This window comes from Ruminococcus sp. FMBCY1 (genome assembly GCF_023921805.1).
GTDB classification, from domain to species: domain Bacteria; phylum Bacillota; class Clostridia; order Oscillospirales; family Acutalibacteraceae; genus Ruminococcoides; species Ruminococcoides intestinale_A.
On the sequence record NZ_CP074197.1, the window covers coordinates 2228606 to 2241950 of the forward strand.

At 39.4% G+C, this 13345-nt stretch carries 11 protein-coding genes; 7 read left to right on the forward strand and 4 right to left on the reverse strand.

Annotation, left to right across the window (positions count from 1 at the left end; all coding sequences use genetic code 11):
- The first annotated feature begins 15 nt into the window (after window positions 1–15).
- Genes thiI through KGF34_RS11040 form a run of 4 tightly spaced genes read left to right on the forward strand, consistent with a single transcriptional unit; the run spans window position 16 to window position 4940 of the window.
- Window positions 16–1200: a tRNA uracil 4-sulfurtransferase ThiI gene (gene thiI / locus KGF34_RS11025; RefSeq protein ID WP_022234010.1), complete on the forward strand. Its 1185-nt coding sequence runs from the start codon at window positions 16–18 to the stop codon at window positions 1198–1200.
- A gap of 48 nt (window positions 1201–1248) precedes the next feature.
- A complete protein-coding gene (gene srtB, locus KGF34_RS11030) occupies window positions 1249–3231 on the forward strand; it encodes a class B sortase (protein WP_195410892.1) in 1983 nt (660 codons plus the stop codon).
- Window positions 3228–3650: a hypothetical protein gene (locus tag KGF34_RS11035; protein ID WP_022234012.1), complete on the forward strand. Its 423-nt coding sequence runs from the start codon at window positions 3228–3230 to the stop codon at window positions 3648–3650. The genes srtB and KGF34_RS11035 overlap by 4 nt, the downstream gene beginning before the upstream one ends.
- A 30-nt stretch (window positions 3651–3680) precedes the next feature.
- Window positions 3681–4940 (forward strand): aspartate aminotransferase family protein, encoded by a 1260-nt coding sequence (locus KGF34_RS11040; protein WP_022234013.1) that lies wholly within the window; start codon window positions 3681–3683, stop codon window positions 4938–4940.
- A 603-nt stretch (window positions 4941–5543) separates the two neighbouring features.
- On the opposite strand, the gene KGF34_RS11045 is transcribed toward KGF34_RS11040, so the two are convergent.
- From KGF34_RS11045 to KGF34_RS11055, 3 genes are all read right to left on the reverse strand, one after another.
- The gene (locus KGF34_RS11045) at window positions 5544–7085 is read right to left on the reverse strand and encodes a M23 family metallopeptidase (protein WP_252559057.1); all 1542 of its coding nucleotides are present in this window, start codon (window positions 7083–7085) and stop codon (window positions 5544–5546) included.
- Window positions 7086–7256: 171 nt separating this feature from the next.
- Window positions 7257–7712 carry an S-ribosylhomocysteine lyase gene (locus KGF34_RS11050; protein ID WP_252559058.1) on the reverse strand — a complete coding sequence of 152 codons (456 nt, stop codon included), beginning with the start codon at window positions 7710–7712 and terminating at the stop codon, window positions 7257–7259.
- A 30-nt stretch (window positions 7713–7742) separates the two neighbouring features.
- A complete protein-coding gene (locus KGF34_RS11055) occupies window positions 7743–8645 on the reverse strand; it encodes a glycoside hydrolase family 25 protein (RefSeq protein WP_252559060.1) in 903 nt (300 codons plus the stop codon).
- Between the two features lie 164 nt (window positions 8646–8809).
- Here KGF34_RS11055 and KGF34_RS11060 point away from each other — a divergent pair, with 164 nt between their 5' ends.
- Window positions 8810–9067, forward strand: a complete 258-nt coding sequence (locus KGF34_RS11060; protein ID WP_252559062.1) for a hypothetical protein — start codon at window positions 8810–8812, stop codon at window positions 9065–9067.
- Between the two features lie 176 nt (window positions 9068–9243).
- Here KGF34_RS11060 and KGF34_RS11065 read toward each other — a convergent pair whose 3' ends face one another.
- Window positions 9244–9618: a cupin domain-containing protein gene (locus KGF34_RS11065; RefSeq protein WP_252559065.1), complete on the reverse strand. Its 375-nt coding sequence runs from the start codon at window positions 9616–9618 to the stop codon at window positions 9244–9246.
- A gap of 189 nt (window positions 9619–9807) precedes the next feature.
- Here KGF34_RS11065 and KGF34_RS11070 point away from each other — a divergent pair, with 189 nt between their 5' ends.
- Window positions 9808–11544, forward strand: a complete 1737-nt coding sequence (locus tag KGF34_RS11070) for an ABC transporter ATP-binding protein (RefSeq protein ID WP_252559068.1) — start codon at window positions 9808–9810, stop codon at window positions 11542–11544.
- On the forward strand, window positions 11541–13274 hold the full coding sequence (locus tag KGF34_RS11075) for an ABC transporter ATP-binding protein (protein WP_195411148.1): 1734 nt from the start codon (window positions 11541–11543) through the stop codon (window positions 13272–13274). The genes KGF34_RS11070 and KGF34_RS11075 overlap by 4 nt, the downstream gene beginning before the upstream one ends.
- The last annotated feature ends 71 nt before the right edge of the window (window positions 13275–13345 follow it).

A 13345-nucleotide genomic window follows, 5' to 3' on the forward strand; every position in this document is an offset into this window, starting at 1 on the left:
AAAGGTAAAGAATTAATGAAAGAAATCATACTTTTAAAAGACGGCGAAATTGTACTTAAGGGTCTTAACCGTCGTACATTTGAGGATGTTCTCAAAAAGAATATCAGACACGCAATTTCACATTTGGGCAGTTTTGAAATAAAATCCGCTCAATCAATTATATATGTAAAACCGCTTTCGGACGATATTGACCTTGACGAGGCTTGTCTGAAAATTTCAAGAGTATTCGGCATTGTGTCATATTCGAGAGCGGCAATCTGCGAAGAAAAAACACTTGAATCAATTATTGCTACCGCACCTGTTTATCTTGAAAAAGAGTTAAAGGCTGTGAAAACCTTTAAGGTTGAGGCAAGAAGAAGTGACAAACGCTTTCCTTATAAGTCGCCCGAAATATGCGCAGAACTCGGCGGAGTTATTCTTGATAAATTCCCGCATCTTAGCGTTGATGTTCATAATCCGGATCTTATCGTAAATGTAGAGGTTCGTGATTTTGGCGCTTATGTTCACGGTGCGGCGCATAAAGGTGCGGGCGGTATTCCTGTAGGTACAAGCGGCAATGCTGCTATTCTTATAAGCGGCGGTATTGATTCTCCTGTTGCCGCATATATGATGGCAAAAAGAGGTTTGAAACTTACAGCCGTTCACTTTGCAAGTCCGCCTTACACAAGCAAAAGAGCAGAAGATAAGGTAGTAAGACTTTTAAGACGAGTAAGCCGTTATGCAGGCAAAATGACAATGTACACAGTTCCTTTTACAAAGATTCAGAAAACTATAAAAAATGAATGTCCGGAAGAATTGTTTACAATCATTATGCGCAGACTTATGATGCAGATTTCTTCAAGAATTGCAGCGGATAACGATTGCACGGCGCTTATTACAGGCGAGAGCTTGGGTCAGGTTGCAAGTCAGACTATAGGTGCTTTAAGCTGTACAGATGATGCGGCAGACTTGCTTGTGTTCAGACCTCTTATCGGTATGGATAAGCAGGAGATTATTGATATTTCATATAAAATCGACACTTATGATATTTCAATCGAGCCTTACGAGGATTGCTGTACGGTATTTACTCCAAAGCACCCGAGAACAAGACCTGTTTTGAAGTATGTAAAAGAGGCACAGGAAAAAGCAAATTTTGAACCGATGATTGAAGAGGCTCTTGCAAATCTCAAGGTAACAGAGATTTCAGCAAAAGACGAATAACATATATACCAAAACAAAAATTACTGTGACACGAAAGGATGGACCTGCGTGGATATTGAAATTTTATTGGTAAACCAAAACGATACCCCTGCATTAGACAGCGGCGAACTTTCGGACAAACTTGCCGAAAACGGTTTTACGCTTACCTATATAACACCTGTCGACTTTAAAAGTAAAAAAATTATTTCCGCTCTTGACAAATGTGCGGATAATAATGAAAAGCCTTCTGTTGTAATTTTGGCAAACGCACTTTCGGATAAAGGTGCGGACAGCTTTAAAAAACATTTTTCAGAGGTAGTTGCACAGGCGGAAAAAGCCGAAAAACCCAAAGCTCCGAAAGACTATTGGAAAAAGCGCACAAAAGCGCTGAAAAATGCTGAAAAATTGAAATTATCAGACGAAAGAGTGCAGGAGATAAAAGACAGTTTTAAGCTGTACAGAAAGAAATCCAAGATATTTAATCTCGGCGATTTAGGAAACGGCTGCAAAGGCTTTTGCTTTATGTACAAGGGTATGAAAGTCACAGCATTGCCACAGAAAAAATATTCGCTGAACAATATCGACGATATGATTTTGGCGGCGGCTCAAAAAACTGTTGAAGTGTTTGAAAATAACGAGGCGGAGTATCCCGGCGGATTCAGTAAGGTTGAGTATGTTCCTCCCAAAAAAGGACTGAAATACCGATTTATTCCGATGCGTGGCGACAGCGGTAAGGAAATTGCGAGAAAATCCGTTGCAATTGTTTCACTTGTTGTGTTTGTCGGCGCTCTTTCAATGCTGTTTTACAATATGGTTTACCTGAGTTATCAGAATAAAGAAAAAATGAATGATATTCAGATGATTTACCATAATACAACTGATGATAATACTTCGCAGGGCGGAGATAAAAAACCGTCAGAAGAAGAAAAAGTGGATTGGGCAAAACTCAAAGATATTAATAAGGAAATTGTCGGTTGGATACAGATTAACGATACCGGAATCGACTATCCTGTGCTGTATCACGAGGGTGACAGCCGTTCTTCTCAGTATTATCTTTACCGAGATTACAGAGGCAATCCTGATGATTGGGGCAGTGTGTTCATAGACTATCGAAGTACCGAGAGCACAAAGAGCAAAAATGTTATTATGCACGGTCATCATATGAATGACGGTACAATGTTTGCGGGTATGCTCAAATACGGCAGATACTCCATAGATATGGATTTCTACAAAAAAGCTCCGACAATTACATTTAACACTCCCGAAGAAAATGCGACATACAAGATAATTTCCGTGTTCAAGACAAACACATTGTCAAGTCACGGCGAATTCTTTAACTATATGATAGGTTCATTCCAAAATGATAAGGATTTTATGAACTATGTTTATAATGTCAGAGTTCGTTCAATGGTGAATTGCCCTGTTGATGTAAACGAAGACGACAGCCTTATCACACTTTCAACCTGTTCGTATGAATATACGGATTTCAGAACAGTAATTGTTGCAAGAAAGGTAAGGAACGGCGAATCGGCAAAGGTTGATGTTTCACAGGCATCTGCAAATAATAATGCAGTATGGCCGCAGGTTTACTATGACAGAAACGGCGGTACACGTCCAAAGGTAACAGATTTCTGTACTGCATATGAAGCAGGTCAGATTGACTGGTACAGCGGCGATTATGACTTTAAGGATCAGAAAGTGGTTGAGGCAACTACCGCACCTGCTACAACAGATGCACAAGGCAATACAGTAAAACCGACACAACAGCCAACAACCGCTCAACCTACAACGAAGGCTAAGGTTTATGTAACAGTCAAGTTTATTAACTATGACGGAACACAAATCAGCGAACAGAAAGTTGAAGTAGGAAAGTCGGCAAAAGCACCGGCTGATCCCGTAAAGCCGAGTGATGATTATTACGACTATGTATTTAAAGGCTGGCAGCTTGATTTCAGCAAGGTTTACAGTGATATGACAATCGCACCTAACTTTGAGCCTGTATTAAAACAGCAGGCTACCGATGCTCCTGCAGAGGAGGTAGCGGCAGAATGACAGGTGAACTGATTTTTTACGCCGCTCGCAAAACATCACTTTGCGAAAGGTCGTTAAGAAAGAGCTTTTCGGAGCTTGATTTAATTGCAGATGAGGCAAAATTTGCTGCAAACTGCAAAACTCTCGGAGAGCTCGTTGTAAGTTCCCTCAAAACAAACGACATAGTTTTTGTTACGGGTGGCTTAGATATAGGCGGAGAAAGCGACAGCCCAAGTGTTTTTGCAAGGGCTTTTGCGGATAATCCGCCGTTGGAAATGAAAAGGTTAAAAAATTCCTCCGGCAGTGACGGTTATGTATTTGCATCGGATTCGCAGGCAATAATTCTTTTGCCCGATGATCCGCAGCAGATAGAAAACATAATGAACGGCGCTTTAAGAGGATTTCTAAAAAGGTATAGGGAAAACAAATTGATTGCTTAAATGCAGCAAAGAGGAAAGGAACAGCATTTTATGAAAACAGAAGCATTTGAAAAATACGAGTCATCAGTACGCTCTTACTGCCGACACTTCCCGACAGTTTTTACAACTGCAAAGGGTTCAATCATCAAAGATGAAGAGGGCAACGAATATATAGACTTTTTCTGCGGTGCAGGTGCGGTAAACTACGGTCATAACAATGAATACATCAAAGCAAAGACTCTTGAGTATTTTTCAACAGACGGAATTATTCACGCACTTGATATGTACACAGTTCCAAAGCGTGAATTTATTGAAACACTTGAAACAAAGATTCTTGAGCCGAGAGGATTTGACTACAGAATTCAGTTCCCGGGCCCGACAGGTACAAACGCTGTTGAGGCTGCATTAAAGCTTGCAAGAAAGTATACAGGCAGAAGAAACATCTTTGCATTTATGGGTTGTTTCCACGGTATGACACTCGGTGCACTTTCCGCAACATCAGAAATGTTTGCGAGAAACGGCGCTATTGCATCTCTTACAGATTGTACACACATTCCTGCTCCTTATATGGTAGAGGGTCTTGATGTAGTTAAGTATATGCAGATGCTCATTGATGACGACCATTCTGCAACAGATAAGCCTGCGGCTGTTATTATGGAAACCGTACAGGCAGAGGGTGGCATCAGAGTATTTGATGTTGAGTTCTTAAAGGCTGTAAGGGAGTTCTGCACAAAGAACGATATTCTTATGATTGTTGATGATATTCAGATCGGTTGCTGCCGCAGCGGCTCATTCTTCTCGTTTGAGCGTGCAGGTATTCAGCCTGACATTGTTGTAATGTCAAAATCAATCGGCGGTATCGGTATGCCAATGTCAATTGTACTTCATAAGCCTGAAATTGATGTATGGAAGCCGGGAGAGCATAACGGCACATTCAGAGGCAATCAGCTTTCATTTGTTGCAGGTAAGGCTGCTATTGAGTATCTTCTCGAAAACAATGTAGAGGCTGAAACAAAGCGTAAGGGTGATATTGTAAAGAACTTTGTTGAAAAGGAAATTCTTCCGCTTAACGATAAACTTGAGCTTAGAGGTATCGGACTTATGTGGGGTATTGACTGCTCAAAGATTGATTCTGCTCTTGCATCTAAACTTTCTGACCTTTGCTTTACAAAGAATCTTATTTGCGAGGTAGCCGGCAGAAATGGCAGCGTATTGAAAATTATGCCTGCTCTTGTAATTGAGGACGAACTTCTCTTAAAGGGACTTAACATTGTTAAGGAAGCATTTAAGGAACTTCTTGCTGATTATTAATATTTAATAGATGTAAATTAAGCCTGTTCGGTTTTCACTGAACAGGCTTTTGCTTAGAGAGTTTTATTAAATTTTGAGGTGAATTAGGTTTTAGCTGATTGCTTTATCAAGCAATTATAAAAGTTTGGTCGATCTTTTCAAAGGTCGTGGGTGTGGGCAAAGCCCACAAATACTTTCCGTTTATGCAATCTAACGATAGCCAAACAGCTCGCTGTTTGGCGGCTTGAACACAACGGCGAATGCCATTAAATGCGATAGCAACAAGAAAGCCATTCGATATATAATGAAAAGTTAATGATTTCTTTTATAAAAGGCTGTCGCCTGTTTTTTCAAACTCGGTGCAAGCACGCAAACTGCCACGCTGTTTGCGCCTGATAAATTGTTATATCGGAAGATTTTTATGGGCGCTGCCCAAACCCGCAATTTTTGAAAAATTGAGTAAACTTTTTTTGCTTTTTGGAGGATAATTTAGTGTTAGCTGAATTTTAATGCCCGACCGATACTCCGCTAAAACATAATTTACCCCGACTTTTGAAAGAACTGTTTTAATAAAAAATTAACTAAAAAGGCAATACCACAATTAATGTGATATTGCCTCAATTTTTAAAGAAATTCCATAGGGTCAAGGCGGTTTGTTTCACTTCTTCTGATTTCAAAGTGTAAATGTTCGCCGGTGGAGTCGCCTGTAGAGCCTACATAGGCTACAGTCTGTCCCTTATATACCTTGTCACCCTGACTCACTGCAAGTGAACTGCAGTGACCGTACAATGAATAATATCCGTTTCCGTGGTCGATTATAACATAGTTGCCATAGCCTGAATCATCATATCCTGCCCATGTTACTGTGCCGCCGTCAGCCGCTACAATGTCCTGACCGCCGATTCCGTCATCTGAAATATCTATGCCTGAATGAAGTCTGCCCCAACGATAGCCGTAGTAGCTTACAATGTTGTGGGTGTAGGGAACAGGCCACATAAACGAACCTGTTGCCTCGTATGACGGAGCTTCGCTTGTGCCCTGAACAATTATCTCGTTCTTAGGCTCTTTTGTAACATTTCTTGCTGTTTCAACAGAATTTGTCTGTTCTCCGTTTATATATGTTACCTTGTAGGTTACTTCAGCCTCGCCGTTTTCACCTTCTTGCTTGGTTTCGCTGTAGGTGTTGCTCTTTGAATCGTCATAATCGTATTGAGTATCGTAATTAAGGCTGATTGTATCGGTAACATCAGTAGTAACAGCCACATAAAGGTAATCTTTAGCAAGCTCAAGAACTTCATCTGCCGTAAGTACGGTTTCATTCGGGAATTTACCGTTGATAATTTTTACTGTATTTGCAAAATCAGCGGTAGTATTTTCGTCATAACCCTCTTTAGCGTCAGATAAAATTTTATTTAACGCATTGCCGAGGGCAGATGTTTCTCCTGTAACGCCGATTTTTTTGCCGTTAATATAAAGTGCAGAAAGTTGAGCGCCGATATTGTTGCTCAAAACTGCATTTGTAACAGCTTTTTCCGCAGTATCGGTTGCCTCATCTGCTGTAGCTATGCTTGAAAATTCATTTGAAGTATAGTCAACATAAGAGTATCCCGAAGACCTGGCACTTTGTACAGTCGCTTTCTTTTCTGTCGGCGGTACGGAAAGTGCACTTGCGCCCGATGCAAAACCTATCATAGCGGCAGTAAGGCAGGCAACAGATGCAAGCATAGCTTTCTTCTTGATTGCCTTATGCACACTTGCTTTTGAAACAGGTGCGGCGTGAGCGTATTTTCTGTCATTTTTATAGCGTGTTGCAGTAACAAGCTTTAATGTTGGATTATCTGTATTATTAAAGTTTATACCCTGTCTTGCAGCGCTGTATCGTCTGTCAAAATAACAGATTTCAGCTCGTTTGGAGCTTGTCTGCATAACAGGCTTTTGCTGTATGGCAGGTTTGTTTTGCCTTTTTGTAACAGGTTTTGTAACATTTCTTTTTACGGTTACTTTTCTTGTTGATTTTATTTTAAACTTTTTTGCTGCAAGCGCAGCTGCTCTCTTTATAAAGCGAACAGTTTTCTGAGCGGTATTAAGCTCTTGAGGTTTGCGCCTTGTAAAAGGAAGACTCTCGATTTCTTGGTAGCCGTCCTTGCCAATGAACTTTGTACTCAAAATAATTTCTCCTATCTCATTAACTGTTACATTCTTGTAACAAACTTAACACTATTATTATAACAAATAGTAACAAAATTGCAATAGAAGAATTAAAAACCGTAATCTTATCCAGTAATTAGCACAAATCTAACAGCGTATATTATGCAAGAGATACAATAATTCTCAAAATCAATTATACTTTAAGTTATCGACTGTTAAATTCTTTAACTTATTGTAATATTTATTTAATGCCTCAATAGCACCGTTAAAGTCGTGTTCCTTGTAATTTCCGCACTCCGCGGCAGTATTTCCCGGAATTTCGCCTGTGTGATTCTTACATTTAAAAACAGTGTCTTTAATAAGCTCAAGGGCATCTTCCTGCGACATATCTCTTACAAGAAAATAAAATCCCGTTCTGCAGCCCATAGGGCCAAAATAAATTACCTTATCCGCATATTTGCTGTTGCGTGAATATGTTGCAAAAAGATGTTCAATAGTGTGCATAACAGGGTTAGGCAGAAACGGCGGAGTATTCGGCCTAATAAATCTCATATCGTATGTTGTAATGTCACCGTCAATTCTCGATACATAAACACCCGGTTCAAGTGTATCGTGATTTACCTGAAAGCTTGCAATTCTTTCCATTATAAAAAACCTCTTTCTTATTTAATAGTTTTAAGCGTAGTCTGCAATACCGGTAAAGCAAATGTTAAGGTCAACTTCGCCGTCAATACCGTCAACCTTACCTGCGGTTGTATATTGCCACATCGAAAATTGATAGTAAAATTCAGGCGTGTCGCTGTATTCGCAGTACCAAATGTCATAGTCCTTTAATCTTGAAAGGTCATATTTAAAATAAAGTTCACGGCTCGGAGAGTAAATAGATGCGGTATAGCCGTTTGATTCTACGGTCTGGCAGAATGCTCTTGCACATTCAGTTGCTTCGTAAGCAGAAACATTATCGGTTCTTGCATCATCATCTTTTACAATTTCCCAGTCATAAGCAACGGGATAATCAAGTTTGATGTCGCCGAGAATGTCTTTTACATAGTTTGCCTCCTCAATAGCCTCATCGGTATTAATTGCTTGGGAGAAGAAGTAAACACCGACTTTGATGCCGTTGTCTTTTGCCTCTGTAATATTTTTTATTGCATTTTCGTCTTGATACAGAGTTCCCTCTGTGCCGTAGCCTCTGCCGCCGATTCTTATCATAGCAAAGTCAATGCCCGAATTCTTAACTTTTTTCCAGTCGATAGTTCCGTTGTAATCGGAAACATCAACACCCTCTGTTGATGCCGCTTTACCGTTTACATTGTAATACTTAAAGTTAGCGTCGGCAGAAAAATTATTTTTATCGAGGGTATTTTTGGGAACATTGGCAAGTTCTGTTATCCAGATTTCTCCGAGAGTGGAATCGTTTATTAAAATTTTTTCTCCTGTGGTTTTTACTGTTGTATCTGTAGGAGTGGGGGTGTAGGAACTTTGTTCGGCAGTGCTTTCGCTCTTGCCGCCGCAGCCTGACAGTGCAACTGTGCTTACGAGGAGTGCCGAAATAAGTATGTATTTAATTTTTTTCATCATATTAACTCCTATTTTGTATTTATTAATGACAGGATAACACAAAAATAAATTTCTGTAAATAAAATAAGTCAAAATTTATATTGAAAATATTGTGAAAATTAAGTATAATAGAACAGTATAATGCAACAATATGGCTCACATTAAAGAAAGGAGTAGGGATTATGAATGCTGCAAAGGTTACAGGTTATGCCAAAAAGCCTAAAAAAGAGCTTATCAAAGCCATTGATGACTGTGTGTCGTTAAGTCAGCTTTTTGCGCTTATCCAGCATGAGAATATAACTATGCAAATGCATTCACAACCCGGCGCATCAAACCTTGCTCCAAAGGTTCTTTCAGCACAAGAGATTATAGATAAAAAAGACACTCCGCTTGAGCGTCTTAAAACTGAAATAAAAAAATCCATTTTAAAAAGCAAATAGCAGTTGTATCGAATTTTGTCGGTACAACTGCTGTTTTTTTGCTTTAAATATTTTGTTGAAAAGAATTGCTGAAGCCTGATAAATTTAGTGGTTTACAGAATACTTTGCCGGTCAATTACAATTGTAAAATTAACCATCGCTTTCTGCTAAACATAATTTTATCCAAAAACCTAAAATCAAAAAACAACCACAAGGAGCATTTTAAAGCGTTCTTCACCGAAAACTGCGTGAGGGTGTTTTGCAGGCATAACGATTGATTCGCCTTCTTTTAATATATACTCAATGTCGTCAACAGTAATTTTACCGACACCGTCAAGGCAGGTTACAAATGCGTCGCCACCCGATTCGTGAGTGCTGATTTCCTCGCCTTTATCAAAAGAAAAAAGAGTTACGCTTACTGCATCGTTTTGTACAAGGGTTTTGCTCACTACCATTCCGTCCTGATAAGCAACTTCGTCTTTTAATGTAAGCACCTGTGATTTGCTTATATTTTTCATTTTACCGTTTTTAAATAACATTTCCGTTGTAAGTACCTCCTTTGTTGAAAACATAATTATTTTTTACAATATTATCACATAAATACCCGATAAACTCAATAAAGTGATGCACAATGTATTGATGAATTTTTGAAAAGTGATATTTTCAATTGCGGATATTGATATATGAATTTTTTTGATGTAAAATAATAATGTTATACTGTTAAAAGGTTAAATTTAAGAAAGGCAAATTGAGAGGAAAATATGATTAAACTCAGAAGATTTTTGAAGGACTACAAAAAAGAATGTATTATCGGCCCTTTATGTAAGCTTTTTGAGGCAATACTTGAGCTTATTGTTCCGCTTGTAATGGCGGATATAATTGACAACGGTGTCACCAACGGCGACAAAGGCTATGTACTGCGTATGGGTCTTGTAATGGTTGCGCTTGCGGCAACGGGATTGCTTAGTGCGCTTGTGTGTCAGTATTTTGCTTCAAAAGCCTCACAAGGTTTTGGTACAAAGGTGAGAAGAGCGTTGTTTTCTCACATCAACTCACTTTCTCACGCAGAACTTGACAAACTCGGTACACCATCACTCATTACAAGAATTACAAATGATGTAAACCAGTCACAACAGATGGTTGCAATGACGATACGATTGCTCACAAGAGCACCGTTTATTGTTATCGGCTCAATTATTATGGCAATGACAATCAGCGTGAGAATGTCAATTATTTTTATAATTGCCGCCATTATTATCGGTCTTATACTTTATTTTGTAATGACAAAGAGTATTCCGGTTTTCAGCCTTATGCAGAAAAAACTTGATAAAATCGGACTTGTTTCAAGAGAAAACCTTTCAGGTAACCGTGTTATCAGAGCTTTTTCAAAGCAGAAAAGCGAAAAAGAGAGAATTGATAATTCTACGGAGGATCTTGCAGCTACTTCAATTCGTATTAGCAGACTTTCCGCTCTGCTTAATCCCGCAACTTATGTTGTAACGGATGTAGCGATTATTGCAATTATCTGGTTCGGCGGTATTAATGTAGATGCCGGTAATATGCAGACGGGTGATATTATTGCGCTTGTAAGCTATATGACGCAGATTTTGCTTGCAATGATAGTTGTTGCAAACCTTGTGCTTTTAATGACAAAGGGCAGTGCGTCGGCAGCAAGAATCAACGAAGTCCTTGAAACGGAGCCAAGCGTAAAAGAAACCACAAAAGAGATTATTTCTGTAAATACAGACGAAAACACACCGAAGATTGCTTTTGACAATGTTTCTTTCAGTTATGGCGGCGGTGATGATGAGCTTAGTAAAATCAGCTTTGAAATCAAGCGTGGCTCAACTGTAGGTATAATCGGCGGTACAGGCTCGGGTAAGAGTACGCTTATCAACCTTATTCCTCGTTTTTATGATGTAACACAGGGAAGCGTGGAGGTTGACGGCAGAAATGTTAAAGATTATTCTTTCAAACAGTTAAGAAAACAGATTGGCATAGTTCCGCAGCAGTCAATACTTTTTAAAGGAACTATCCGTGACAATATGAAATGGGAAAATCCTGACCTTTCGGATGAAAATATTATTACTGCGCTTAAAAACGCACAGGCTTATGAGTTTGTTTCAAAGCTGCCTATGGGACTTGACAGCCATGTTGAGCAGGGCGGTAAAAACTTCAGCGGCGGTCAAAGACAGCGACTCTGCATTGCAAGAGCAATTGCGGCACAGCCAAAGGTACTTATTCTTGATGACAGCTTTTCTGCACTTGACTTTGCAACAGATGCGGCACTCAGAAAAGCGCTTAGTCAGTACACTCATGAGATGACGGTTATAATTGTAACACAGCGTTGTTCAACAATTATGAATTCTGATTTGATACTTGTGCTTGATGACGGTATGCTCGTAGGTAAGGGCACTCACAAAGAATTGCTTAAAAACTGCGAAACCTACAAGGAAATCTGCCTTTCACAGCTTAGCAAATCGGAGGTGGAAGTTTGAAAAAATCAGTAGTAAGAAGAGTTTTAAAATATATAAAACCATACAAAGGATTGCTTGCACTTGCTATTTTAAGTGCGATTATAAGCGTTTCGCTTACTCTTTATATTCCTGTACTTACAGGTAATGCCATTGATAATATTATAGATAAAGGCAATGTTAATTTTGAAAATGTACTTCAAATAATTATTTATATAGCCGTCGGTGTTGCCGGTGTTGCGATTTTTCAGTGGACTATGACTTATTTTACAAATGTAATTTCATACAAAACAGTAAGAGATTTAAGAAGAGATGTTTTCTGTAAATTTAACGATGTGCCGCTATCGTACATTGACACACACTCGCACGGTGACCTTATCAGCCGAGTAATCAATGATGTTGATGCCGTAGGCGACGGCCTTTCACAGATGTTTTTGCAGTTGTTCTCGGGTATTGTTACAATTCTCGGAACAATGGTATTTATGTTTATAATTGACTGGAGAATTGCTCTTGCGGTAATTATCCTTACTCCGCTTTCGTTATTTGTGGCTGCTTTTATAGGTAAAATGACACATAACCGTTTTGCAAGACAACAGCAGTTGCAGGGCGATATTTCCTCATATGTTGAGGAATATGTGGGCAATCAGCGAATTGTAAAGGCTTTTTCATATGAAGACAGAGCTTTTGAAAATTTTGAAAAATACAACCAAGAACTTTACACGGTAGGCTTTAAAGCACAGTTTGCAGGTGCTCTTGCTAACCCGAGCACACGATTTGTAAATGCAACGGTGTATGCGGCTGTCGGTATATTCGGTGCAATTACAGCAATTGCAGGCACACTTTCGGTCGGACAGCTTTCGTGTTTTTTAACCTATGCAAACCAATATACAAAGCCGTTCAACGAAGTAACGGGCGTGCTTACGCAGTTGCAGACAGCTATTGCGGCGGCGGGAAGAGTATTTGATGTGCTTGACGCCGAAGACGAACCGAAAGATAAGCCTGATTCAATTAAAGTTGAAAATTGCAAAGGTAATGTTAAAATTGAGAATGTCAACTTCTCTTATGTAAAAGACAAGCCTCTTATTACAAACTTTTCTCTTGATGTAAAGAGCGGAAGTCACATTGCAATTGTAGGACCTACAGGCTGCGGCAAAACAACATTTATAAATCTTCTTATGAGATTCTACGATACCGACAGCGGTAAAATATCGGTTGACGGTGTAGATATAAAAGATATGGAGCGTGACGAGCTAAGAAAGCTGTACGGAATGGTTTTGCAGGACAGCTGGTTGTTCTGCGGCACTATTATGGAAAATCTTAAGTACGGCAATCCGAACGCTACAGACGAAGAAGTTATTGAGGCTGCAAAGGCGGCATATGCGCACAGCTTTATAAGAAGAATGCCTGATGGTTATGACACTATGATTTCAGAGGGCGGCGGTAACCTTTCGCAGGGACAAAAGCAGCTGCTCTGTATAGCAAGAGCAATGCTTTCCAATCCGACAATGCTTATTCTCGACGAGGCTACTTCGTCTATTGATACACTTACGGAAATTCGTGTTCAAAAAGCCTTTGCAAAGATTATGCAGGGCAGAACAAGCTTTGTTGTTGCACACAGACTTTCTACGATTAAGGAAAGCGATGTTATTCTTGTTATGCGTGACGGTAATATCATTGAGCAGGGCACTCACGAAGAATTGCTTGCAAAGGGCGGTTTCTATAAGAAACTTTACGAAAGCCAATTTGCAAAGTAAAACGGTGTCACTGAGTGACACAATTATAAAAAACTATATATTATCAGGTTAAAATACTTGGAACAAATGTT

Bases quoted from the DNA above. Each gene is read 5' to 3' on its own strand.
- KGF34_RS11070 (WP_252559068.1), top strand. From the start codon at position 9,808: ATGATTAAACTCAGAAGATTTTTGAAGGACTACAAAAAAGAATGTATT.
- KGF34_RS11060 (WP_252559062.1), top strand. From the start codon at position 8,810: ATGAATGCTGCAAAGGTTACAGGTTATGCCAAAAAGCCTAAAAAAGAG.
- thiI (WP_022234010.1), top strand. From the start codon at position 16: ATGAAAGAAATCATACTTTTAAAAGACGGCGAAATTGTACTTAAGGGT.
- KGF34_RS11035 (WP_022234012.1), top strand. From the start codon at position 3,228: ATGACAGGTGAACTGATTTTTTACGCCGCTCGCAAAACATCACTTTGC.
- KGF34_RS11065 (WP_252559065.1), bottom strand. From the start codon at position 9,618: ATGTTTTCAACAAAGGAGGTACTTACAACGGAAATGTTATTTAAAAAC.
- KGF34_RS11040 (WP_022234013.1), top strand. From the start codon at position 3,681: ATGAAAACAGAAGCATTTGAAAAATACGAGTCATCAGTACGCTCTTAC.
- KGF34_RS11050 (WP_252559058.1), bottom strand. From the start codon at position 7,712: ATGGAAAGAATTGCAAGCTTTCAGGTAAATCACGATACACTTGAACCG.
- KGF34_RS11055 (WP_252559060.1), bottom strand. From the start codon at position 8,645: ATGAAAAAAATTAAATACATACTTATTTCGGCACTCCTCGTAAGCACA.